Genomic DNA, 21,607 nt, shown 5'->3' on the forward strand with positions numbered 1-21,607 from the left:
CATCGATGCATATGTGCCCTTTTTCATGATCCCGAAGACTTTGCGTCGCCAGCGGTGCCACAAGTCTTCGGGATCATGAAATCCGCCGAGACAAGCATCGGCGATATTCGATTGATTCTCGCAATGTGGGCATTTTGGCGGTGCTCCCGGCGGAGTTGGTCGAGGCTGTGGCGCTCGGTGACGGGGACTGCCTCGGTGTGCTCGGGCGGCCTGCCGGCAGGGGGTCGACGGGTCGGTCTGGCCTGCCGGTCGACCTCCCGGCATGTGGCGGGCTGGCAGGCGAGTGCGCCCGGGTTGGTGGTGCGCCCGGGTTGGTGGTGTGTCCGGGCTGAGGTGGGCCTGACGGGTGGCTGGCTGGTGGTGGCCTCGGCTGGCGGGTGCTCGGCGCTTCAGGGCTCGGCTGGTGGTGGGCTGGGCTGGTGGTGCCTGGGCTGGTGGTGTGTCCGGGCTGGCGGGCGGGTGTCGCAGCTTCCGGAAGACTGACCCCCGGTGGATCTTTGAATTTTGACCCCTCCGTTCTGATGATCTTGGAGGGTGTTGAGCGTGGAGGACTGGGCAGAGATCCGTCGTTTGCACCGGGCGGAGGGGGTGCCGATCAAGGAGATCGTCCGGCGGTTGGGGGTGGCTCGGAACACGGTGCGGGCGGCGTTGGCGTCGGATCGGCCGCCGCGGTATGAGCGGCCGGCGCGTGGGTCGGTGGTGGATGCGTTCGAGCCGCGGATCCGGGTGTTGCTGGGTGAGTGGCCGCGGATGCCGGTTCCGGTGATCGCGCAGCGGATCGGCTGGCCGTATTCGTTGTCGCCGTTGAAGAAGCGGCTGGCGCAGATCCGGCCGGAGTACGTGGGGATCGACCCGGTCGACCGGGTCGTCTATGAGCCGGGGCAGATCACGCAGTGCGATCTGTGGTTCCCGCAGCCGCGGATCCCGGTCGCTGCGGGTCAGGACCGGGTGTTGCCGGTGCTGGTGATGACGCTCGGGTTCTCCCGGTTCATGACCGCGACGATGATCCCGACCCGGCAGGCCGGGGACATCCTGTCCGGGATGTGGCTGCTGATCTGCGGGATCGGGCGCGTCACCCGGACCCTGGTCTGGGATCGGGAGTCCGCGATCGGCGGGACCGGCAGGGTCAGCGCCCCGGCGGCGGCGTTCGCCGGGACCCTCGCCACCCGCATCCAGTTGGCCCCGCCCCGCGACCCGGAATACAAGGGCATGGTGGAACGCGCCAACGGCTATCTGGAGACGTCGTTCCTGCCCGGCAGGCGGTTCACCTCACCCACCGACTTCAACACCCAGCTCGGTGACTGGCTGGGGAGCACGGCGAACACCCGCACGGTCCGCTCGATCCATGGCCGGCCCGTGGACCTCCTCGAAACGGACCGCCCGGCGATGCTGCCGCTGCCACCGGTCGGGCCGCAAGTCGGTTTGCAGCAACGGATCCGGCTGGGCCGGGACTACTACGTGCGGGTCGACACCGTCGACTACTCCGTCGACCCGCGTTTCATCGGCCGGTTCGTCGAGGTCACCGCCACGGCGCATCTGGTGACGGTGTCCTGCGACGGCACCGTCGTGGCCCGGCACGACCGGTCCTGGGCCAAACACGGCGTGATCACCGACCCGGGCCACGCCGCGACCGCGAAGCTGATGCGCCACGCCCTCGCCGAAGACCGCCAACGACGCCTCGCGGCCACCCGCCACCACGGCGACGGGCATCCGGTCACCCTGCGGGCCCTGCACGACTACGACGCCCTGTTCGGCGTCGACTTCAACCCAACCACCAGCACAGCAACGAGAGCGAGCAGCGAATGACCACCACCAAGACGAAATCCCAGCAAGCCCAGCCCACCGGCCCCAGAAACGGGCCCGGCGGCGGGATCAAGGACGGGATGCCGTCGATGATCGCCTACCTCACCCGGGTCCTGAAGACCCCCACCATCGGCGCGTTCTGGGAAGAACTCGCCGGTCAGGCCCGGGACGAGAACTGGTCCCACGAAGAATATCTGGCCGCGCTGCTGCAACGCCAGGTCGCCGACCGCGAGTCCAAAGGCACCGTCATGCGCATCCGCACCGCGCACTTCCCAACCGTGAAAACCCTCGAGGACTTCAACCTCGACCACCTGCCCTCACTGCGCCGCGACGTCCTCGCCCACCTCGCCACCAGCACCTACGTCGCGAAAGCCGAGAACGTGATCCTGCTCGGACCACCCGGCCTCGGCAAAACGCACCTCGCCATCGCCCTCGGCGTCAAAGCCACCCAGGCCGGGCACTCCGTCCTGTTCGACACCGCCAGCAACTGGATCACCCGCCTCGCCGAGGCCCACCACGCCGGACGTCTCGAAGCCGAACTGAAGAAGATCCGCCGCTACAAACTGATCATCATCGATGAAGTCGGCTACATCCCGTTCGACCAGGACGCCGCGAACCTGTTCTTCCAACTCATCGCATCCCGCTACGAGCAAGGCTCCGTCATGGTCACCTCGAACCTGCCGTTCGGACGCTGGGGCGAGACCTTCTCCGACGACGTCGTCGCCGCAGCCATGATCGACCGACTCGTCCACCACGCCGAGGTCCTCACCCTCACCGGCGACTCCTACCGCACCCGCCAACGCCGCGAACTCCTCAACAAAGACAACCGCACCAACCACAACTGACCAACCACCGGAGGGGTCAAAATTCCGGAACCCAAAAGGGGTCAAATTTCAAAAATCGGCGACAGCGGGTGCGCCCGGGCTGGGTGGGCCTGGCTGCTGGCTGGCTGGGCTGGTGGTTGCTCGGCGCTTCAGGGCTCGGCTGGTGGTGGGCTCGGCTGGTGGTGGGCTGGTTCGGGGCTCGCTCGGTTGATGGTCGGCGCCGCTGGTGGACTGGACTGGCTGGAGGTTCGGCCCGGTCTGGGGTGGTTGCGGCGTGTGCGCCGCCGTGCGGGCCGGCGAGGTTCGCAGGTCTGGGTTCATCGCGTCCCCCGTGGTGGGGGCCGTCCGTAAACAGGGTTGCCCGCAGAAGGCTTTCCGTATAGCTTTTAGAAAAGCTTTCACGGAGGAGATCTTCATGCGGTATCTGGTACAGGGTGGGCATGTCGTCACCATGGAGCCTGGGGTTGGGGAGCTGCCCGGGGCTGACGTGCTCGTCGACGACGGGCGGATCGTGGCCGTGGGGGAGGGGCTGGACGACGCCGGTGCGGAGGTCGTCGACGCGCGGGGGCTGGTCGTCGCGCCGGGCTTCGCCGACACGCACCGGCACGTCTGGCAGGCGCCCCTGCGGGGTATCGGCGCCGACATGAGTCTCGGCCGGTATCTTGCCGAGGTGCTCGGGCGGATCGCCACGCGGTACAGCCCCCGGGACATGTGGCTCGCCACCTACCTCGGTGCCCTCGAGGCCCTCGACGCCGGCGTCACCACCGTCTTCGACTGGTGCAACGCTACCCAGTCGCCCGAGCACGCCGACGCCTCACTCGACGCACTCGGGCAGGCCGGCATCCGGGCGCTCTTCGGGCACGGCGACCCCGACGACGAGGCCGGCGTGCGGCGGCTCGCCGGGACCCGGGGCCTGGTCACCACCGCGATCGCGACCACGGGCGCGGAGTTCCTGCCGTTCGACCTCGCGAGCCGGCACCTCGCTCTGGCGCGTGAGCTGGGCATGGTCGCCTCCATGCACGTCGGCGTCGGCACGCACGGGCCCCGGGTCCGGGCCGTGACCCGGCTCGGCGAGGCCGGCCTGCTCGGTCCCGACCTGCTGCTCGCGCACTGCAACACGCTCGGCGACGACGAGGTCCGGATGGTCGTCGGCAGTGGCGCCGGGGTCAGTGTCACGCCGGTCGTCGAATGCATGATGGGCCACGGCACACCCGCGTACGGCCGGTTCGCCGCGGCCGGTGGCACCCCGTCGCTCGGTGTCGACGTGCCCGTCGGCGCCCGGCCCGACCTGTTCGAGCAGATGCGGGCCGCGCTGGTCGTCGAGCGGATGCACGCCAACCGGCGCAGCCTTGACGCCGGCGCGGACCCGGCCACCGTAGTGCCGGCCGCCGCGGACCTGCTGCGTGCGGCGACCGTCGACGGCGCGCGGGCGCTCGGCCTGGCCGGCCGGGTCGGCTCGCTCGGCCCGGGCAAGCGCGCCGACGTCATCCTCGTCGCCGGACTGGAACACCTCGCCGGCGGCGCACCCGTCGCCGGAGCGCTCGTCGCGGCCGGTGCGGCGGTGGACGTACGGACCGTGTTCGTCGACGGCCGGATCGTCAAGCGCGACGGCCACCTGGTCGCCGACCTCGCGAAGGCCCGTGTCGAGGCCGAGGAGGCAGCCCGACGGATCCTGGCAGCCTGAGCCCGATTCTCAGCTGATGCTGGTTGGATTTCGGTTGTGCTGTACGGCTACGCCGTGGCCGCGGTCGCCGGCGACAGCCTCGGCTACCTGATCGGCCGGTCCGGCGGCCTCCGGCTGGTCCAGCGCTACGGGCGGTACGTCGCGCTCACCGAGTCGCGCCGGCGCCGGGCCGAGTCGTTCATGGCCCGGCACGGCCCGAAGGTCGTGGCGGTGGCGCGGTTCGTGGAAGGCCTGCGCCAGCTCAACGGCGTGGTCGTCGGCGAGCCGCGTGGGTGGCAGTGTGGACCGCGATCGGCTACCTGGCGGGCGACCACATCTCCGTGCTGGAGTCGGCCCTGCACCGCTACGAGTGGTACGCGGTGGCCGCCGCCGCGGTCCTGGCCCTCTCGTTCGTGGTGCTCCGCCGGATCCGCCGCCACCGCTGACCGCATGAACGGGGCTGCGGCGGGCAGCACATTCCGGCACGCAAACCCGAGCCCGCACCCAGGGAGCCGGACATGACCAATCAGAAGCCCAGCTGGCCGGCCTTGCCGCTCGGCGAGTGGGAAGCGACCTACGACACCCTGCACATGTACGCCCAGATCGCCGGGAAGGTGGCCCTGGCCCTGCGACCGATGACGAACCACTGGTGGCAGGTCGCCCTCGAGCTGTCCGCCCACGGGCTGACCACCGGCGCCATTCCCTACGGCGACCGTACCTTCAGCGTCGAGCTCGACCTGATCGAGCATGTCGCCCGCATCGACACCAGCGAGGACGAGCGGCGCACCGTCCCGCTCGGCGGGCCGGTCCGCGAGTTCTACGCTGGCACGATGGCCGCGTTCGCCGACCTCGGCATCGACGCGCCGATCTGGCCGAAACCGGTGGAGGTCGCCGACCCGATCCCGTTCGACCGGGACGACCGGCACACGACCTACGACGCCGGTCAGGTCGAGCGGTACTGGCACGTGCTGCGCCAGGTCGAGCCGGTGTTCGAGGAGTTCCGGGCAGGCTTCACCGGCAAGGCCAGCCCGGTGCAGTTCTACTGGGGATCGTTCGACCTGGCCGCGACCCGCTACTCGGGCCGGCCCACCGACCCTCCGCCGAACGCCGACGTCATCACCAGGTTCAGCTTCACCGCCGAGCAGAGCGCGGTCGGCTTCTGGCCCGGCGGGACCGCGGCCAACGGCGCGCGGGTCGACGAGCCGGTCTTCTTCGCGTACACCTATCCCGAGCCGCGCGGCATCCGCGACTACCCGGTCGAGCCGGCCGCGGCGCGGTTCCATCCCGATCTCGGCGAGTTCGTCCTCGCCTACGAGGACGTCCGCAAGACGCCCGAGCCGGCGCGGGCGATCCTCGACTTCGCGCAGAGTGCGTACGAGGCCGGGGCGCGCCTGCAGGACTGGCCGCGCGAGCTCCTGGAGTGGACCCCGCCGATGCCGCCGACCCGCCGCCGGGCCCTCGCGCACGCCGGTGGTCGATGACCCGGATACCGGGCACGACCGTCGATGGTTCGGTACTCTGACCATACGGCGGTCTGGGTCGCACTCCTGCGGGGCGTCAACTTGGGCGCCCGGAACAGGGTCGGCATGCCGCAGCTGAGGGTCGCGCTCGGCGAGGCGGGCTTCGCCGACGTGCGGACCCACCTGCAGAGCGGCAACGTCGTGGTCGAGTCGGGCGATGCCGCGGCCGACGAGGTCGCCAAGCGGGTCGCCGACGTCGTGCGCGAGGGCTTCGGCCTCGACGTGCCGGTCGTCATGCGCAGCCCGGATGAGCTGCGTGCCGTGCTGGACTGGTGCCCGTTCCCGGAGGCCGCCGAGCAGGACCCGAGTGCCGTGCACGTCCTTCACCTCACGGACAAGCCGGCACGGGCCCGGGCGGCGGCCTTCGTCGCAGACGACTGGTCGCCGGACGAGGTCGCCTGGCGCGGCCGTGAGCTCGTCATGCGGTACGGCAACGGCATGCGCAACAGCCGTCTGCAGTACGCCCCGGCACTCAAGCGGCTCGGGGTCGACGGCACCGCGCGCAACTGGCGCACCCTGAAGGCACTGGTCGACCTGACCACCTGACACACCGGGATCCTCGGCATCGTCGGGCTGAACCGGACCACGTTCAGTCGAAACACAGGGTCCGGTGCAGCGACACCTGCCCGCCCAGCGCGGAACAGGCGGCGACCGTCGCGGCGACCCTCTCGGCGTGGTCCGGGTCGTCGGTCGCCAGCAGCACGCCCAGCATCGTGCCGCTGTGCGCGGCCGCCACCCCGAGCGCCCCGACGTCGCGCGCGACGGCCCGGACCGCGTCCAGCGTCCGCTTCGGCCGCAGCATCTGGTTCATCTCCGCGCTGCGCGTCGCCACCGCCCCGACCTCGGCCAGGTCCCGCGCCGCCACCGCGGCGGTGATCCGGTCGAGCAGGCGGGCGTACTCGCGCCGGTCCGCGGCGGTGAACGGCTTCTCGATCCGGTTGAACGCCACCGTGTCGACCGTGCCGCCCTCGTCGACGGCGACGATCGTCATGGTCGGCAGCGAACCCAGGACCGCGCGCAGCCGCACCCGGCGGTGGTCGAACGCGACGACCGCCTGGTAGAGCACCCCGTCGGTCGGCTCGATCCGGCCGAGCAACTCCTCGATCTGCCGTGGGGTCACTTCCAGGCGCAGCGCGTTGGCCACGGCCCGGGCGGTCGCCACCAGGTCGGCGGACGAACTGGCCATGCCCTTGCCTTCGGGCAGCCCGCTGTCGATGGTGAGCAGGCCGCCGCCCGGCACTCCGAACCCGGCGAGCATCGTCTCCACCAGGTGCCGCGCCTTCGTCTTGTGCGCCGGCCGCACCTCGACGCCGCGCCCCGCCGGGTCGACGCTGAACGACGCCGTCGTCCAGCGCGCCACCGGGAGCGTGACGAGGAAGTCGCCGTCGGGGGCGGGCAGCACGCCCTGCAGCAGTTCGCCGAACGTGCCGAACGCCGTGCTGACACCGGTGGCGCCTTGGTGGCCGCCCGGGCGGGGCCGCGCCGTGCACGACCCCGGGAACGTCCCCGCGCCGCGGACGACCGTCATGGCGGCCCGCTCAGCCGACCGCGACCGGCGGCGCCGCGGCCGGCAGCCCGGCTGTCACGACGGCCGCGACCGCGTCGGGCCGGGTCCGGACGGAGGAGTGCCCGCCCTCGTTGAAGACCCGCACCACCGTGCCGACCGGGGTGCGCAGCGGCCACGGCCCGGGATCCTCCTGCACCGCGACGAGGTATCGGTTGGTGGAGCACACGTCGTGACGGTACGCGGCCCCGACGACGTCGGAACGCTCGGCCTGCTGCGCGGTGATGCCGGCGCTGTCCATGGCGCCGACGGCCGGAACCGCCCCACAGCGCGTCCGACATCACCTACCGGTAACGGCCCGTTCCCGTGCGTCAGTGGCTGAACGGCTCCAGGCAGCCGAACTCGGCGGCCGAGCCGGTCACCGACGCCCGGACCTGTTCCGGGCGCACGTCGCCGATGACGCAGCCGCGGGTGCCGACGCGGACGCCGTACGCGGCGCCGGGCACCGACGGGTCACTCATTCCCCTGACCTGCACCCGGTCGGCCGGGAAGCCGAGGCCGGTGAGGGTGGCTCCGGTCGTCTCGGGGCTGACGTCACCGGCCTGGCGCTGCGCCTCCAATGCGGTCCGGATGCGCCCCGCGGCCTCCTCGCTGAGGCGGTTGTCCTCGGCAGTGAGGTCCGGGCGCTGCTTCCAGGCGTTGTTGTCCGCATGGTTGGGCGGGCCGTCACCCGGCCCGGTGGTGGCGACCGTACCGGCCGTCGGTCCGGCCGTCGTGCCGGCTGCCGCGGTGGCGCTGACCCCCGGGTCGCCGGGCAGGGGCTCGTCGCCGACCGCCGCACCCGGGCGGGCGCAACCCACCAGTGCCAGCATCACCATCGCGACCGTGGCCGCGCGTACTGTCCCCGTTTTCATGGGCCAATTCTGCCCGGCCCGGCGGCGCCGGCCATCGGCTGTGCTACTCAGGCGGGCTGAGTAGCGACGGGCCGGCTCCCTGAACGTGTGGTCAGGCAAATCGCCCGGTACGAAGTCTGCCCGGCCGACCGTGTAACTGCGGGTGCACACGCTGTAGGGTGTCGGAGTCGTCGTTCATCGTGAGTTCGCGCGGGAGTCAGCCATGCCGATCACCGGACAGCGAGTGGTCCGCCGGACACTCGGGCGGCGGATGACCCGGTTACGGCTGGCGAGCGGCAAGAGCCGCCGCGAGGTCGCCGAGGCGAAGCTGGGCATCTCCGAGCCGACCCTCCACCGGATCGAGACCGGCAAGGTCCCGGTGTCCCCGGCGAACGTGCGGGCCCTGTGCTGGCTCTACGGCGCCGACCAGAGCATCACCGACGCGCTGGCCGAGCTGGCGCTGGGCACCTCGCAGGAAGAGTGGTGGGACGCCAACCCGGTGATCCCGGACTGGTTCAAGCTCTACGTCGGGCTGGAGGCCAGCGCCAACCAGATCAGCACCTACGACGGCGAGATCGTCCCCGGTGAGCTGCAGACCGAGCAATACGCGGTGGCGGTGTTCGCGGCCGAGCAGCCCGCCGACAACGAGGCGGCGCAGCGGCACGTGAAGCTCCGCATGCAGCGGCAGCAGGCGCTGTTCAGCCGATCGCCGGTCCCGCGGCTGGCGACCGTGATCGGCGAAGGTGTCCTGACCCGGCAGGTCGGCGGCAAGGCCGTGCTCGACGGGCAGATCGAGCACCTGCGGCAGATCGCCGGCCGCGGTCTGGTCGACATCCGCGTGTTGCCGTTCGCGGCCGGTGCGCATGCCGCGATGGCCGGCGCCTTCCGCATCCTCGACTTCGACGACCCGGACGACCCGGACATGGTGTACATCGAGTCGCACGTCGGCGCGATGTACCTCGAGGAGGCGCACGAGATCGCCGAGTACCGCCGCATCTTCGAGCTGGTCCGGAAGGCTTCGGTGCCGCTGGCGGAGTTTCGATAACCATCGTTTTGTACGGGCCGGGTATGATCACGCGGACGGGGCGTGATCCATGGGAATACGCCGACATCCCGACCCGAGGGTGGTAACGGTGGCAGGTGTGGGAAGCGGCGGTGAGCCGAAGCCGGCGACCGCGGCCCGGATCTACGACTATCACCTCGGCGGCATCCACAACTTTCCCGCGGACCGCGAGGCCGGCGACGCGGTCGCTCGCTTGTTCCCGCTGGTGCCGGCCCTGGCGCGGACCAACCGCGCCTTCCTGCGCCGCGCCGTCCGGCACCTGGCCGAGTCGGGCGTCCGCCAGTTCCTCGACATCGGCTCGGGCATCCCGACGGCCGGCAACGTCCACGAGGTGGCCAGGTCGGTCGTCCCCGACGCGCGGGCGGTCTACGTCGACATCGACCCGGTAGCCGTGTCCGAGAGCCTCGAGATCCTCGCCGGCGACGAGCGCGCCGGCGCCGTGCGCGCCGACGTGCGCGACCCGCAGGCGATCCTCGGCCATCCGCAGGTGCGTCGCCTGCTCGACTTCGGCGAGCCCGTGGGACTCCTGCTCATCGCGGTCCTGCACTTCGTCCCCGACGACGAGGCGGCCCAGGCCGCGGTCCGGCAGCTGCGGGAGGCCCTGGTGCCCGGCAGTTACGTCGTGGTGTCGCACGCCGCCTCCGACGGCGTGCCGGACGACGACTCCGGCCATCTGGCCGTCGCGAAGGACGTTTACCAGCGCAGCACCGCGACCCCGTTCCACCTCCGCTCCCGCCCGCAGGTGGAGCGGTTCTTCGAGGGCCTGGAGCTCGTCGAGCCGGGCGTGGTCTGGCTGCCGGAGTGGCGCCCCACCCCGGACGACCCGGCCGACTTCGTGCAGGACCCGCCCCGCAGTGCCGGCCTGGCCGGCGTCGCCCGGGTCCGCTGACCTCCACGCGCCCCGGCGACGGGCCGGCGGCGGTCCCGGGGCCACACCGGGGCGATGTCGCTGCGGCACGCGTTGACGGTGCTCGGAGCGTGGCGGGAGGTGCTTCCGCCGCTCACGGCGTCGCTGTGGACACCGGCCGGTGGCCTGGAGCGGGCTTGGCCGACCACGATCGGGCGGTGCTGTCCTTCATGCTCTGGTCGGTCACCGACCGCGGCACGTTCCGGAACGGCCACGAGGGACCGGATCGGCCGTCGTGGGGGCGGCCCGCGAGAACGCGTTGATCGAGGCGGCGTTCGTCGCCCCGCGGGCGGATCTGTTCGCCACCGTGCAATGGATCGACCGGGCAGACGTCTGAACCCGGCGCTGCGGGTTTGCGTCGCCGGCTTGGCGGCTGCACTGCCGCGGCCGGCGACGCTCCATGCGAATCGTTCGCGGTCGGCTCAGCCGTTGAGGAGCTGGTCGAACTCGCCCCGCTTGGCGCCGAAGAGGAACGAGTCCCATTCCTCCGGGGTGAACAGCACGCTGCCGGCGCCGGGGTTCTTGCTGTTGCGGACCTCGATCAGGCCGTTGTATCGGCGCGCTTCGACGCAGCTGCCGCCGTTCCCCGTCGAACGGCTGGACATGATCCATTCAGTGTGTTGCATCCGTTACTCCTCGCTGTGGCGCGACGTCAAGCGATCGTCGGCGGCTGGCGGTGTACCGCTGCGAACTACGTCACACACTTACTCTGAGTAGTTGCTCACCAACCAACCGCCATGGACTCTGGAACGTCTTGTGCCTGGTGGTCCACTATCTGTGCACTGCCGGTGCCGCCGTTGCATCTTTCACCATGAAACCGCGGCTGACATAGCGTAATGGAAATCCGCTCGTGTGCATGTTCTCCCGGTGACGATTTGTCGCCGTGAAATCTTGCACAGGGCTTGCTGCGCTGACATGCTCATCGGCAGAGAAGCGTCGGCGGTTACGGCGGCCGGCGATCTCGAACCGCGACCTGCGCGTCGATCTGCACGGGAAGGAATGTCGTGTCCGCACAGCCCGCCGCCCCGCCGCATACGGCCAGTTGCGGGCACCGCTGGACCGACGCCAGGGCGTGTCAGGCCGGTGACGAGCATCGCTGCACGAGGGCGAGTCTCGAGCACCGTTCCCACATCTGCGCGTGTCACGCGGTCCAGCTGCGTGCCGCCTGAGCCCAACCCGTCGGCGCCCGTCAGGCAGGGCCGCTCGACCGGAATTCGACGGAGGTGAACATGTCCGCGCCAAGCCGTTTGAGCGCGCCGCAAGCGTTCAGCCCGGGAGACCGGGTCTGGGTGCCGAAAGCGGGAGTCCAGCGCCCCGGCATCGTGCTGTGCTCCTCGCCCGACGCCGCCACCGTGCGGTACCGCCCGAACGACGGCCGGGGGACCGGCGTGGACACGGTGACCGCCGTCAACCTGACGACGCGCAACGACGCCGACCCGCTGCTCGACAGCACCCTGGACTTCGCACTGAGCCGGCGCATCCCGGCCACCGAGCGAGTGGCCTGAGCGCGCCGTCTCCGCGGTCCGGCTCAGCCGGGCTGGTTGACCCGGTCGTCCGGTGTCACCGTCTTCAACGCGTCGGTCAGCGCCGCACGTGACGTGATGCCGAGCTTCGGGAAGACCCGGTGCAGGTGGGCGCTCACCGTCCGGTGCGACAGGAAGAGTCGCTCGCCGATCTGCTTGTTGGTCAGGCCCGTGGCGGCGAGCGTCGCGATCTGCCGCTCCTGAAAGGTCAGCTGCGCACGGGCGACGGGCTGCTGCGGTGCCCGGGCCACACCGGTGGCCCGCAGTTCGTTGCGCGCCCGCTCCGCCCACGGCTGCGCGCCCAGCTGGTCGAGCGTCTCCAGCGCCGCGCGCAGGTGCAGCCGTGCCCGGCCGGTGTCGCGGGTGCGGCGCAGCCACTCGCCGTACGCGAGCTGGATCCGCGCCTGCTCGAACGGCCACCGTTCGCTCTCGGGCGACCGCAGTGCGATCTGGAACAGCGCGTCGGCCTCCTCGTCGGACGCGGCGAGCGCGGCCGCCCCGGCGGTGATGAGCGCGGTCCGCGGCGAGATCCGCCCGATGCCCTCCCGCTTCGCGGCGGCGACGTGGTCGCGCGCCTGATCGGCGCGACCGGTCCGCATCGCCGCCTCGACCAGGTCCATGACCATCCAGCGGGCGGGGATGCCCGGCGAAGGCATCCCGGGCGGGTTGATCAGCGTCGCCTGCACGTACGCCTCCTCGAAATCGCCCTGACCGAGCGCGGCGACGGTGCGGGCCTGCCGGACGAGCGCCTGCGTCAGGCCCACGCCACGGGGCGCGGCCCACCTCGTGATCTCGTCGGTGAGCGCATGACAGCGTGCGACGTTGCCGCGGGCGGCCTCGAGGAACGCCAGATGGCTCAGCAGTTGGCCCTCGAACAGGTGGTATCCGTGTGCCACCGCCAGGTCGAGCCCCTCCCGCAGCAGGCCCTCCGCCTCGTCCCACCGGCCGTGGTACGAGGAGTCGGCGCCGAGCATGAACAGGCCGGAGAGGACGAAGCTGACCGCGCCGCCGTCGCGTTCCCGGTCGACCATCCGCCGGATCGCGTGCCGGAACGGCGCCAGGGCGTCGACCCGCAGCGCCGCGTACGCGAGCGGGGTGAAGTGCCACGAGCCGGCGTCGCACGACAGGCCCTCGATCGTGCGGATGATGCCCTCCCGCACCGGATACGGCGGGCGCGCCGGGTCGGTGATGGCGTCGTAGCACAGCCGCAGCGGGGTGACGCCGTCCGGCTCGTACCGGTTGATCGTCTTGTCCAGCAGGTCCCACAGCTCGCGCCGGGCCCCGTATTCGCAGACGAACAGCAGTGCGCTGAGCGTGTCGTCGATCCATTCCCGCGACGCCTCGGTGCTGTCGGCGCCCCGGTCCAGCGCCTCGGCGAGGAGGCGGTGGCCGGTGTCGATGTCCCCCTCGGCGTGGATGAGGCCCAGCGCGACCGCGGCCGCGGTGAAGACCGACCCGGTCGGGCTGTCCTGGACCTGGCGTGCCTCGGCGAGCAGCTGGGTCGCCCGGCCGAGCGGGCCGGTCACGCTCGCCAGGGACGCGGCCTCGACCAGCCGCCGGAAGCGGTCCGCCGGCTCCGGGCTCAGCTCGCTGGCGCGGACCAGTGCGGACACGGCGGCCGAGGCGCTGCCGCAGCGCTGGGCGGCCCGCGCCGTCTGCTGCAGGGCCATGGCCACCTCCTCGTCGGGTGCCGCCGCGGCCTCCGCGAGGTGCCACACCCGCCGGGACGGGTCGCCGGCCAGGGCGTCGGCCAGTGCCCGGTGCGCGGCCCGCCGCTCGTCCGGCGTCGACAGCTGGACAAGCGCGGCGCGGACCAGCGGGTGCCAGAACGTCAGGGGGTCGTGGACCGTGCCGGCGCGCACCAGGTGGGCCGTCTCGGCCGGTTCGAGGTCGTCGACGCCACCGTCGGCCGCCGCGCGGACGGTGCCCAGCGGCGCTGCGGACTCCAGCGCGGCGAGCAGCAGCAGGTGCCGGGTCCGGCGCGGCAGGCCGGCGATGCCGGCACCGTACACGTCGAGAAGCCGCCGGCTGAGCCGCGGCGGGTCGGGCAGCAGGTCCTGGCCGGCGTGCTCCCGGTCGGTGAGCGTGCCGACCAGTTCCTGCAGGGCGAGCGGGTTGCCGGCCGCCTCGGTGATCAGGCGCCGGCGGACCGCCGCGGCCAGGTCCGGGTGCAGGCGCTCCAGCAGGGCGTCCGCAGCCGGCTCGGCGAGCGGGCCGATCTGCCGTTCGGGCAGCCGGACCTGGTCGAACGGGCTCTCCGCGCAGGTGCGGCCGGCGGCCAGCACCAGGATCGGCGCGCCGGCGAGCCGCCGGGCGACGAACCCGAGCACGACCGCGCTGTCGTGGTCGACCCACGGCACGTCGTCGAGCACGATGAGCACGGGCCGCTCGGCGGCGACGTCCTCGAGCAGGGTGAGCACGGCGGTCGCGACGATGAGCGGGTCCGTCTCTGTCCCGCCCATCCCGAGCAGCCGGTGGAGGGCGGCGCGGTGGCCGGGCGCGAGGCGGTCGGCGTGGGCCCGCAGCGGGTGGAGCAGTTGGTGCAGGGTCGAGTAGCCGATGCCCGACTCGAACTCGACGCCGGAGACCCGCAGCACCCGCATCCCGGCGTCCCGGGCCTTCGTGGCGGTCGCGTCGAGCAGAGCCGTCTTGCCGATCCCGGGCTCGCCGCGCAGCAGCAGGCTGCTGCCTCGCCGCTCGGCGCGAACCTCGATCAGAAGCTCGTCGAGGAGTTCCAGTTCGCCGGCGCGCCCCACCAGGCTTCCCGGAACGGTACTGGTCACAGCGACGTACTCCGTTCTGCGGCTTTCAACCGGTTTGGTAGCCGCTTAGGCATTCGTCCGGTGTCCGGCAAGCGTAGTCCGCGGATCCGTGTTGCCAACCGTTTCCCGGGTCCCGCGGTCGGAAATCCGGTGACCGACGCCACCCCTCGGCGCACCGCCAATGCGGTCAAATGACCCATGCCGGGTGGACCGCGCCGATCGCAGGCTTGCTTCGTGTACGGGCCGTACAGACACCGGCCACGAGCGAACCTGGAGCAGTGATGAGCACGATGTCGACAACCGTCGCCGAGCCGGCGCCGTGCGGCGCCTCGCACACTGTCGTCCCGACCGCACTCGACCTGCCGGGCCGGTGCCGCCCGGCACCACGCCACCGCAACGTCCGCGGGGACGGCCCCAGCGACCTCACGATCCGCGGCGGGCCCCTCGGCGAGACGTGGCTGCGGCTCTACCGGCCGGCCGGCGTGCCCGGCCCCCTGCCCGTCATCGTCCACGTCCACGGCGGCGACGCGCCCTTCCGCGACTCGGACACACAGCGGCTGGCCTCCCGGCTCGCGGCGGAGGTGGGGGCCGCCGTGATCCTCGTGGACTACTCGCTCGCGCCCACGGCCCGCGTGCCCATCGCGCTCGAGGAGGACTACGCCGCCGTGCGCTGGGCCGCCCGGCACGGCGCCGAGCACGGCCTCGACGGCACGAGGATCGCCGTCAGCGCCGATCCGTCCGGCATGGAGCACGCCGACGAGCTGATGCTGGTCAGCGACCGGCGGGGCGGGCCGAAGCTGTCGGCCCACGTGCTGAACAGCCCGGGCGCGGCGGCGGTGCTGCGGGCCGCGCTGGCGGCGTGAGGAACCCCTACGGAGACCATGCGGCCGGACCGGCCGAGCGCGCGATACTCCACGCGCTCACCATACCGGCGATCGCTGCATACCGGCCCTGCGTGAGGTGGGGCCACGTGTGACCCGCAACCGAACCTCCACAGTGGACCATCGGCGGGTGGCGCCCAGGCGATCGATCATCGTCGGCTACGATCGGCGCGCCTGGCTGGTACATCCCTTGACGTCCGGAAGCAGGAGGCTGGCCGCATGATCTCGGTGGCCGAGCGGGTTGTCGTCGCGTTCTCCGGTGCGGGCTCGGGCACCGGCCCGCTCTCGTGGGGTCAGCAGGACATCTGGCAGGCGATGGTGCGCCAGCGGTCGTGGCTGCCCAACGGCGCCTGGGGGCCGCTGCCCGCCGGCACCACGGTCGACGACGTCGCCGACCGGCTGCGCTACCTCATGAGCCGCTTCCCGACCGCCCGCACCCGGCTGCGCTTCGACGCCGCCGGCCGGCCGGAGCAGGTCGTGCACGACACGGGGGAGACCACGCTCGAGATCGTCGACGCCGGCGCCGCCGACCCGGCGGAGGTCGCCGAGGCGCTCCGGCTGCAGTACCAGGACGCCGACTACGATTTCGTCACCGAGTGGCCGGTGCGGATGGCCGCGGTCCGCCACGGTGGCGCGCTCACCCACCTCGTCGTGGTCATGTGCCACCTCATCACCGACGGCTTCGGCTCCCAGGTGCTGCTCGACGAGCTCGACACCCGCCCGGACACGCCGATCCCCGACCTGCAGCCGCTGGAGCAGGCCCGCTGGCAGGCCTCGCCGGCCGGGCAGCGGCAGAACAGCCTGGCGCTGCGGCACTGGGACGGCATCCTGCGGGCCATGCCGCCGCGCCGGTTCCCCGAGTCGGCCGACAAGCGGCAGCCACGGCACTGGCGCGGGGAGTTCACGTCGTACGCGCTGGCTCCCGCGCTGCGGACCGTCACCGAGCGGACCGGCGTCGGTTCGGCACCGGCGCTGCTGGCCGTGTTCGCGATCGCCCTGGCCCGGGTGACCGGCGTGAACCCGGTCGTGGTGCGGCCCATGGTGAACAACCGCTTCCGGCCCGGCCTCGACCGGGTCGTGTGCATGCTCGCGCAGTACGGCCTGTGCATGCTCGACGTCGCCGGCGCGTCCTTCGCCGAGGCGTTGGACCGGGCCCGCCGCAGCGCGCTGACCACGTACAAGCACGCGTACTACGACCCGGCCCGGCTCGACGAGCTGATCGCGCGGGTCGTCGCGGAGCGCGGCGACGACCTCGAGCTGCCCTGCTACTTCAACGACCGCCGCGGCGAGCCCACCGGCGCCGTGCCGGAACCGGCGCGGCTGCGTGCGGCGCTGTCCCGGGGCGAGTTCCGCTGGACGACACAGCAGGACGTGCCGTTCGAGCCGCTGATCGTCCACGTCGACGACGTGCCCGGCGACGCGGTGCGGGCCATCCTCTTCATGGACACGCACGTCGTTTCGCCCGGCGACGGCGAGGCCCTGCTGCGCGGCCTGGAGGCCGTGGCCGTCGAGGCGGCGCTGGACCCGTCCGCCCCCACCGGCGTTTAGCGAGCGTTGTCAGCGGATCGCGGGGGCAGAGATCGTGAAATCTCGCTAGACGACGTTGCGGCGGGCCGAGTCGCGGGCCCGGGTGCTCCGCGGCATCCGGGACCGCTCCAGCCACTCGCCGGTCTCGCAGCCGCGGCAGATGCGCACCGCGCCGACCGCCTCCGGTGCGGTGCCGTCGCCGCTGCGGGCCATCTCGTGCGTCTCGGCGAGGGGCCGGCCGCAGCGCGGACAGCCGTCGGTGTTCGTGGTGATCGAGGTGTACGCCACGTGCTCCGTCGTGTATCGGATCGTCGAGTAGCCCTGCCCGTCGCCGATGTGCAGGGCCGGGTTGCGCGGCGCGCCCGCATACGGGCCCATGTCGGCGTGCGAGACCGCGTTCGCCGCCCCGCCGAGGACGCGGAACCGGCGCCGCAGCCAGGCCATGAACGCGGACCGGCGCTCAGCCGGTCGGTCGTCGTCCGTCATCGGGTCCTCGCTTCCGGAAGCAGTACGTCCAGCAGGCCGGCCGAGACGCCGGCCGCGTCGGTGGCCGGGTCCGTCGCGGCGAGCAGCGCCAGGCCGCCGCCGAACGCGCCGAGGGCCACCACGAGTTGCGGGACCGGCATGGCCGGGCGGATGCCCAGGCGGCGGCAGTGCCGCGTCAGCAGCGCGGCGAGCTCCCCGTCGAGGCGCCGTTGCAGCGCCGCCAGGGCGGCCGCGTGGGCGGGCTGGGCGGCGACCGCGGCGAGGTACTCGGCGGACGTGAGCGTCCAGCGGGCCGCCTCGTCGTCGCGGGCGAACGCGCCGGGGTCGAGGGCCGCGAGCAGCTCCGCCCGCGAGCCGGCCCGGTCGAAGGCGTCGCGCAGTGCCGCGAGGCGCACGCCGGCGACGGCGTCGACGATCGCCTGCCACAGCCCTTCCTTGCTGCCGAAGTGCTTGTAGACCGCGCCGCGGGTGTAGCCGGCCTCGGCCGCGATCTCCTCGACCGTCGCCGCCAGGAACCCGCGCCGCAGGAACACGGCACGCCCCGTCGCGAGCAGCCGCTCGTGCGTGCGCTCCTGCGCCTCGGCCCGGGTCAGCCTGACCAACCGGATCCGCCCCTCAGTGACGTCGTGTTTCTGGAAACAATACGTCACCGAGTTGGCCGGGGAGGCCCGCCACCGCGGCCTGGCGAACGTGGCCTAGGCCGGGACGACCGACACCGGGAGCTTCGTCGGGGTGAGCATCACCCACGGGTTGCGGTACACCGACGCGGCGGTGTCGACGGCGATCTCGCGGTACCGCCGCAGCAACACCTCCATCGCGATCCTCGCCTCCAGCCGGGCCAGCGGCGCACCGATGCAGAAGTGGATGCCGTGCCCGAACGTGAGGTGCGGGTTCGGGTTGCGGCGGATGTCGAAGCGCAAAGGGTCGGCGAAGACCCGGCCGTCGCGGTTGGCGGCCGCGAGCCAGGCGACGACGACGTCACCCGCCGGGACCGGCAGGCCGCCGATCACCGCGTCCGTGGTCGACCGCCGCGCCAGCCGCGGGAACGGCGTGCGCAGGCGCAGCACCTCCTCGATCGCGTCCGGCAGCAGTGCCGGGTCGGCCCGGACCTCGGCCGCCGCGTCCGGGTGCTCGTCGAGGCTGGCCACCGTGTTGCCCAGCGTCGCGGTCGTCGTGATGTGGCCGGCGAGCAGCAGCAGGCCGACGAACCCGATGATCTCCTCGTCGGAGAGCCGCTCGCCGTCGGCCTTGGCCTGCACCAGGTTGCCGGTCAGGTCGTCGCCGGGCGTCGCGCGGTGCGCCCGCACGTGCTCCAGCAGGTACTCGTTCATCTCACGCATGACCGCCGCGACCGCCTGCACGCTCCGGTCGTCCAGCATCCGGGTCAGTGGCTGGTCCGGGCCGGCCTCCGGCCGCTCGAACAGCGCGTCGGCCCACCGCCGGAACACCGGCCGGTCCGCTGCCGGGATGCCGAGCAGTTCGGCGATGACGATCACCGGCAGCGGGTACGCCAGGTCGTCGACCAGGTCGAACCGCTCCGCGCCGGCCAGTTCGTCGAGCAGCTCGGACGTGACCGTGGTGATGCGCGGCGCCAGGCCGGCCACCACCCGCGGCGTGAACGCCCGGCTCACCAGCCGCCGCAGCGAGTCGTGGCGGGGCGGGTCCATCTGGACGAAGTTGCCGCGCTGGAACAGGTCCAGGTCCTCCTGCCGGGGCTGCAGGTCGCCCAGGTCGGAGGAGAACGTGTGCGGGTCGCCGAGGACGGCCGAGACCTCGGGGTGCCCGAGGACCGTCCAGCAGCGCTGCCGCTCGTCGTAGTGGACCTCGCCGTCGCGGCGCGACTGCTCCAGCCAGGTGAACAGGTCGGGCAACGTGGGGGCCGTCATCGCCGATCACTCCCCTCCGGGGTTCGTCGGCGCCGCCTACCCGCCCGGCGGAGCGTCAAACCGCGTCGTCGCGCAGCACGGTCTCCAGGACCCGCGCGATGCCCGCCTCGGACACCGGCGCCGCCGGGTCGGTCGTGTACTGGTGCAGCGCCTGCGGGATCGCGGTGAGTGACGGGTCACGCTCCAGCGCCCACCGGGCGGCGGGCGTCTTGGCGCTGTGCCTGCCCTCCACGGCGAACAGCCAGATGCGGCACGCGGTGAGAACCATGTGCGCGGCGTCCTCGGTGTCGCCGGTGCGTGACTGCCACTCCCGCAGCCAGTGCCGGCCGCGGTCGCGGACCCACGCGGCCGGGACCGGGCCGAGCACGTCGGCCGGGGCGGCGCCGAGGACGGCGCGGCCGTCGGCACGCGCCATGGACAGCTCCGCCGGCAGGTCCGGTGCGGCGGCCACCCGGCGCTCGACCTCGACGCCCACGGAGCTGCCGTCATACCGCCCGACGTGCAGCTCCAGCGGTGGTGCCGGGGACGGCGCGGAGGCCACGGCGGCGGTCACGACGTGCAGGTCGATGCCGCTCGCCGGGCCGGGATCGGTGTTGCGCACCAGTCGCTCCAGCGCTCCGGCGGCCGTGTCCGGCAGCGGTCCGCCGACGACGAGCAGCAGGTCGATGTCGCTGCGGCCGGGCAGGAAGTCGCCGGTGGCCACGGACCCGTGCAGGATCGCCGAGCGCACCGGCACACCGGCCGCCGCGGTGGCCGACCGGGCGAGGCCGGCCGCGATCTCCTCGATCGGCGCCACCCCTCAGACGCCCGGGCGCTGCGGCGGCTGGGCGAAGTGGCCGGGTGGCGGCGGGAGCTGCGCGGGCCGGGCCGGTCGCCGGACGAGCGCGAGCACGGCGCCCGCGAGGGTGAGCAGGACGACCGGAACCCGCAGCCCGATCAACGTCGCGTCGGACAGGGGCGTCACCGCGTCGATCATCCGGCGATGCTACCGAAATCCCCCGATGAGTTCCGGCCCCGCCGCCGTGCCCACTGCGGAGCGCGTGATGCCCGCGCGCCGGGCAGGAGGGCACGATGACCGGGGACGATTCGAACCGATCCGCGCGGCGGTGCTGTCGGCCTGGGATCGGACCGCCTGGTGCCGCTGCGACCAGGTTCACCCGGGCGGCGACCGGCCGACCACACCCCGGTCCGCCCTGCGACGATGCCCGGCATGACTGATCGCGAGCGGAACGGCTACCTCCTCACCACCGAGCCCGGCCGCGTCGACGTCGACCGGGTCCACCGGTGGCTGTCGGAGGAGTCGTACTGGGCGGCGGGCCGCGAACGGGACGTCGTGGCCCGCTCGATCGCCGGCTCGGTGCCGTACTCGGTCTTCGACGGCGCCGAGCAGGTGGCGTTCGCCCGGGTCGTGACGGACGGGGCGACGTTCGCCTGGATCTGCGACGTCTTCGTCGACTCCGGCCACCGCGGCCGGGGGCTGGGCGGCTGGCTCGTCGACAGCATGATCGAGGACCTGTCCGCGACGGGCGTCCAGCGGTTCGTCCTCGCGACCCGCGACGCGCACGAGGTGTACCGGCGCTCCGGCTTCGAGCCGCTCGCGGGCGCGGAGCGGTACATGGAGATCGACCGCCGTCCCACCCGTGCCGCCATCCTCGCCCACCTGACCCGTGCGGAGGAAGGCTGAGCGCGGCCGGTACGCTCGCCGGGTGGCCAGCCCGGTGCCGTGGGCGGAGCTCTCCGCCGGCCAGCTCGAGCGGCTCGTCGCCGCCTGGATCGTCAGCACGCATCCGGGCGCGTTCCGGGTCGAGGGCAGCGGCGGTGACGACGGCGCCGACGTCCGGCAGCCCGTCGACGGCGGGCAGCGGGTCTTCGAGATCAAGAGCTTCGACGGGCTGCTCTCCGCCGGTCAGAAGCGGCAGATCCGCGGCTCCCTGGAGACCGCCGTCCGGCGCCAGGCCGGGATGGTCCACTGGACCCTCGTCCTCCCGCACGACCTGACCCCGGCGGAGATCCGCTGGTTCGAGACCGAACTGGCGCCGCGGACCACCGCGCGGACCGACTGGATCGGGCGGACCGCGCTGGACGCCGGACTCAGCGGCCGTCCCGAGCTGCTGAGCCTCGTCCCCGGCTCCGCGGAGCGCCGGGCGATCGACCTGGTCGCCCGGCTGGGGCTGCCGTCGCTGCGCAGGACGCTGGTATTCGTCGTCGCCGCGCTGTGCGTGGTGACCGCGATCGCCGTGGCCGCCGTGACGTGGACGGCTCCGCGTGGGTCCGATCCGGCGGCGACCGGCGGACCGGGTGTTCCGGCCGCTCCTTCCGGGCCGCCGGTCGCGGCCGTGAGCTCGGTCGCCGGGGTCAGCTGCCG

22 protein-coding genes are annotated in these 21,607 nt (G+C 72.7%); 12 read left to right on the forward strand and 10 right to left on the reverse strand.

Features of this window, described 5'->3' with window-relative positions; genetic code table 11:
* The first annotated feature begins 534 nt into the window (after nucleotides 1-534).
* The 6 genes from istA to Dfulv_RS23830 all read left to right on the forward strand — a co-directional run bounded on the left by istA (nucleotide 535) and on the right by Dfulv_RS23830 (nucleotide 6,356).
* The gene (gene istA, locus Dfulv_RS23805) at nucleotides 535-1,806 is read left to right on the forward strand and encodes an IS21 family transposase (RefSeq protein WP_259858826.1); all 1,272 of its coding nucleotides are present in this window, start codon (nucleotides 535-537) and stop codon (nucleotides 1,804-1,806) included.
* Between the two features lie 77 nt (nucleotides 1,807-1,883).
* A complete protein-coding gene (gene istB, locus Dfulv_RS23810; RefSeq protein WP_259867330.1) occupies nucleotides 1,884-2,648 on the forward strand; it encodes an IS21-like element helper ATPase IstB in 765 nt (254 codons plus the stop codon).
* Between the two features lie 394 nt (nucleotides 2,649-3,042).
* The gene (locus Dfulv_RS23815; protein WP_259866945.1) at nucleotides 3,043-4,311 is read left to right on the forward strand and encodes an amidohydrolase family protein; all 1,269 of its coding nucleotides are present in this window, start codon (nucleotides 3,043-3,045) and stop codon (nucleotides 4,309-4,311) included.
* A gap of 272 nt (nucleotides 4,312-4,583) precedes the next feature.
* Nucleotides 4,584-4,736 carry a hypothetical protein gene (locus Dfulv_RS23820; protein ID WP_259866947.1) on the forward strand — a complete coding sequence of 51 codons (153 nt, stop codon included), beginning with the start codon at nucleotides 4,584-4,586 and terminating at the stop codon, nucleotides 4,734-4,736.
* Nucleotides 4,737-4,808: 72 nt separating this feature from the next.
* The gene (locus Dfulv_RS23825) at nucleotides 4,809-5,771 is read left to right on the forward strand and encodes a DUF5996 family protein (protein ID WP_259866948.1); all 963 of its coding nucleotides are present in this window, start codon (nucleotides 4,809-4,811) and stop codon (nucleotides 5,769-5,771) included.
* A gap of 105 nt (nucleotides 5,772-5,876) precedes the next feature.
* Complete coding sequence (locus tag Dfulv_RS23830; RefSeq protein WP_259866950.1) at nucleotides 5,877-6,356, forward strand: DUF1697 domain-containing protein; 480 nt, start codon at nucleotides 5,877-5,879, stop codon at nucleotides 6,354-6,356.
* A gap of 43 nt (nucleotides 6,357-6,399) precedes the next feature.
* Here the strand turns inward: Dfulv_RS23830 and Dfulv_RS23835 are convergent, their stop codons facing one another.
* The 3 genes from Dfulv_RS23835 to Dfulv_RS23845 all read right to left on the reverse strand — a co-directional run bounded on the left by Dfulv_RS23835 (nucleotide 6,400) and on the right by Dfulv_RS23845 (nucleotide 8,228).
* A complete protein-coding gene (locus Dfulv_RS23835; protein ID WP_259866952.1) occupies nucleotides 6,400-7,338 on the reverse strand; it encodes a GHMP family kinase ATP-binding protein in 939 nt (312 codons plus the stop codon).
* 10 nt (nucleotides 7,339-7,348) lie between these two features.
* Nucleotides 7,349-7,615: a hypothetical protein gene (locus tag Dfulv_RS23840; RefSeq protein ID WP_259866955.1), complete on the reverse strand. Its 267-nt coding sequence runs from the start codon at nucleotides 7,613-7,615 to the stop codon at nucleotides 7,349-7,351.
* 70 nt (nucleotides 7,616-7,685) lie between these two features.
* A complete protein-coding gene (locus Dfulv_RS23845; RefSeq protein ID WP_259866957.1) occupies nucleotides 7,686-8,228 on the reverse strand; it encodes a hypothetical protein in 543 nt (180 codons plus the stop codon).
* A 202-nt stretch (nucleotides 8,229-8,430) separates the two neighbouring features.
* Here Dfulv_RS23845 and Dfulv_RS23850 point away from each other — a divergent pair, with 202 nt between their 5' ends.
* Both Dfulv_RS23850 and Dfulv_RS23855 read left to right on the forward strand, forming a co-directional pair.
* On the forward strand, nucleotides 8,431-9,252 hold the full coding sequence (locus Dfulv_RS23850; protein ID WP_259866958.1) for a helix-turn-helix domain-containing protein: 822 nt from the start codon (nucleotides 8,431-8,433) through the stop codon (nucleotides 9,250-9,252).
* 88 nt (nucleotides 9,253-9,340) lie between these two features.
* Nucleotides 9,341-10,159 carry an SAM-dependent methyltransferase gene (locus Dfulv_RS23855; protein ID WP_259866960.1) on the forward strand — a complete coding sequence of 273 codons (819 nt, stop codon included), beginning with the start codon at nucleotides 9,341-9,343 and terminating at the stop codon, nucleotides 10,157-10,159.
* 440 nt (nucleotides 10,160-10,599) lie between these two features.
* On the opposite strand, the gene Dfulv_RS23860 is transcribed toward Dfulv_RS23855, so the two are convergent.
* A complete protein-coding gene (locus Dfulv_RS23860) occupies nucleotides 10,600-10,803 on the reverse strand; it encodes a DUF397 domain-containing protein (protein WP_259866962.1) in 204 nt (67 codons plus the stop codon).
* 603 nt (nucleotides 10,804-11,406) lie between these two features.
* Here Dfulv_RS23860 and Dfulv_RS23865 point away from each other — a divergent pair.
* Complete coding sequence (locus Dfulv_RS23865) at nucleotides 11,407-11,682, forward strand: hypothetical protein (RefSeq protein ID WP_259866964.1); 276 nt, start codon at nucleotides 11,407-11,409, stop codon at nucleotides 11,680-11,682.
* A gap of 23 nt (nucleotides 11,683-11,705) precedes the next feature.
* On the opposite strand, the gene Dfulv_RS23870 is transcribed toward Dfulv_RS23865, so the two are convergent.
* Nucleotides 11,706-14,483 (reverse strand): AAA family ATPase, encoded by a 2,778-nt coding sequence (locus Dfulv_RS23870; protein WP_259866966.1) that lies wholly within the window; start codon nucleotides 14,481-14,483, stop codon nucleotides 11,706-11,708.
* A 260-nt stretch (nucleotides 14,484-14,743) separates the two neighbouring features.
* On the opposite strand from Dfulv_RS23870, the gene Dfulv_RS23875 reads away from it, so the two are divergent.
* Nucleotides 14,744-15,325 carry an alpha/beta hydrolase gene (locus Dfulv_RS23875; protein WP_259866968.1) on the forward strand — a complete coding sequence of 194 codons (582 nt, stop codon included), beginning with the start codon at nucleotides 14,744-14,746 and terminating at the stop codon, nucleotides 15,323-15,325.
* A gap of 237 nt (nucleotides 15,326-15,562) precedes the next feature.
* Nucleotides 15,563-16,891 carry a condensation domain-containing protein gene (locus Dfulv_RS23880; protein WP_259866970.1) on the forward strand — a complete coding sequence of 443 codons (1,329 nt, stop codon included), beginning with the start codon at nucleotides 15,563-15,565 and terminating at the stop codon, nucleotides 16,889-16,891.
* Between the two features lie 45 nt (nucleotides 16,892-16,936).
* Here the strand turns inward: Dfulv_RS23880 and Dfulv_RS23885 are convergent, their stop codons facing one another.
* The 5 genes from Dfulv_RS23885 to Dfulv_RS23905 form a co-directional block, all read right to left on the reverse strand.
* Nucleotides 16,937-17,356, reverse strand: coding sequence for a hypothetical protein (locus Dfulv_RS23885; RefSeq protein ID WP_259866972.1), 420 nt, complete (start codon nucleotides 17,354-17,356; stop codon nucleotides 16,937-16,939).
* Nucleotides 17,353-17,958: a TetR/AcrR family transcriptional regulator gene (locus Dfulv_RS23890; protein ID WP_259866974.1), complete on the reverse strand. Its 606-nt coding sequence runs from the start codon at nucleotides 17,956-17,958 to the stop codon at nucleotides 17,353-17,355. Before Dfulv_RS23890 ends, Dfulv_RS23885 begins: the two co-directional genes overlap by 4 nt.
* A 93-nt stretch (nucleotides 17,959-18,051) precedes the next feature.
* Nucleotides 18,052-19,242 carry a cytochrome P450 gene (locus Dfulv_RS23895; RefSeq protein WP_259866976.1) on the reverse strand — a complete coding sequence of 397 codons (1,191 nt, stop codon included), beginning with the start codon at nucleotides 19,240-19,242 and terminating at the stop codon, nucleotides 18,052-18,054.
* Between the two features lie 55 nt (nucleotides 19,243-19,297).
* On the reverse strand, nucleotides 19,298-20,038 hold the full coding sequence (locus Dfulv_RS23900; RefSeq protein ID WP_259866979.1) for an aminoglycoside adenylyltransferase domain-containing protein: 741 nt from the start codon (nucleotides 20,036-20,038) through the stop codon (nucleotides 19,298-19,300).
* Nucleotides 20,039-20,041: 3 nt separating this feature from the next.
* Nucleotides 20,042-20,218 (reverse strand): hypothetical protein, encoded by a 177-nt coding sequence (locus tag Dfulv_RS23905; protein WP_259866981.1) that lies wholly within the window; start codon nucleotides 20,216-20,218, stop codon nucleotides 20,042-20,044.
* A gap of 234 nt (nucleotides 20,219-20,452) precedes the next feature.
* Between Dfulv_RS23905 and Dfulv_RS23910 the strand changes: the two genes are divergently transcribed.
* Complete coding sequence (locus Dfulv_RS23910; protein ID WP_259866984.1) at nucleotides 20,453-20,926, forward strand: GNAT family N-acetyltransferase; 474 nt, start codon at nucleotides 20,453-20,455, stop codon at nucleotides 20,924-20,926.
* Nucleotides 20,927-21,607 lie beyond the last annotated feature (681 nt).

This window comes from Dactylosporangium fulvum (assembly GCF_025137375.1).
Lineage (GTDB): Bacteria > Actinomycetota > Actinomycetes > Mycobacteriales > Micromonosporaceae > Dactylosporangium > Dactylosporangium fulvum.

Bases quoted from the DNA above. Each gene is read 5' to 3' on its own strand.
- istB (WP_259867330.1), top strand. From the start codon at position 1,884: ATGCCGTCGATGATCGCCTACCTCACCCGGGTCCTGAAGACCCCCACC.
- Dfulv_RS23815 (WP_259866945.1), top strand. From the start codon at position 3,043: ATGCGGTATCTGGTACAGGGTGGGCATGTCGTCACCATGGAGCCTGGG.
- Dfulv_RS23825 (WP_259866948.1), top strand. From the start codon at position 4,809: ATGACCAATCAGAAGCCCAGCTGGCCGGCCTTGCCGCTCGGCGAGTGG.
- Dfulv_RS23830 (WP_259866950.1), top strand. From the start codon at position 5,877: ATGCCGCAGCTGAGGGTCGCGCTCGGCGAGGCGGGCTTCGCCGACGTG.
- Dfulv_RS23835 (WP_259866952.1), bottom strand. From the start codon at position 7,338: ATGACGGTCGTCCGCGGCGCGGGGACGTTCCCGGGGTCGTGCACGGCG.
- Dfulv_RS23840 (WP_259866955.1), bottom strand. From the start codon at position 7,615: ATGGACAGCGCCGGCATCACCGCGCAGCAGGCCGAGCGTTCCGACGTC.
- Dfulv_RS23845 (WP_259866957.1), bottom strand. From the start codon at position 8,228: ATGAAAACGGGGACAGTACGCGCGGCCACGGTCGCGATGGTGATGCTG.
- Dfulv_RS23850 (WP_259866958.1), top strand. From the start codon at position 8,431: ATGCCGATCACCGGACAGCGAGTGGTCCGCCGGACACTCGGGCGGCGG.
- Dfulv_RS23860 (WP_259866962.1), bottom strand. From the start codon at position 10,803: ATGCAACACACTGAATGGATCATGTCCAGCCGTTCGACGGGGAACGGC.
- Dfulv_RS23865 (WP_259866964.1), top strand. From the start codon at position 11,407: ATGTCCGCGCCAAGCCGTTTGAGCGCGCCGCAAGCGTTCAGCCCGGGA.
- Dfulv_RS23875 (WP_259866968.1), top strand. From the start codon at position 14,744: ATGAGCACGATGTCGACAACCGTCGCCGAGCCGGCGCCGTGCGGCGCC.
- Dfulv_RS23880 (WP_259866970.1), top strand. From the start codon at position 15,563: ATGATCTCGGTGGCCGAGCGGGTTGTCGTCGCGTTCTCCGGTGCGGGC.
- Dfulv_RS23885 (WP_259866972.1), bottom strand. From the start codon at position 17,356: ATGACGGACGACGACCGACCGGCTGAGCGCCGGTCCGCGTTCATGGCC.
- Dfulv_RS23895 (WP_259866976.1), bottom strand. From the start codon at position 19,242: ATGACGGCCCCCACGTTGCCCGACCTGTTCACCTGGCTGGAGCAGTCG.
- Dfulv_RS23905 (WP_259866981.1), bottom strand. From the start codon at position 20,218: ATGATCGACGCGGTGACGCCCCTGTCCGACGCGACGTTGATCGGGCTG.
- Dfulv_RS23910 (WP_259866984.1), top strand. From the start codon at position 20,453: ATGACTGATCGCGAGCGGAACGGCTACCTCCTCACCACCGAGCCCGGC.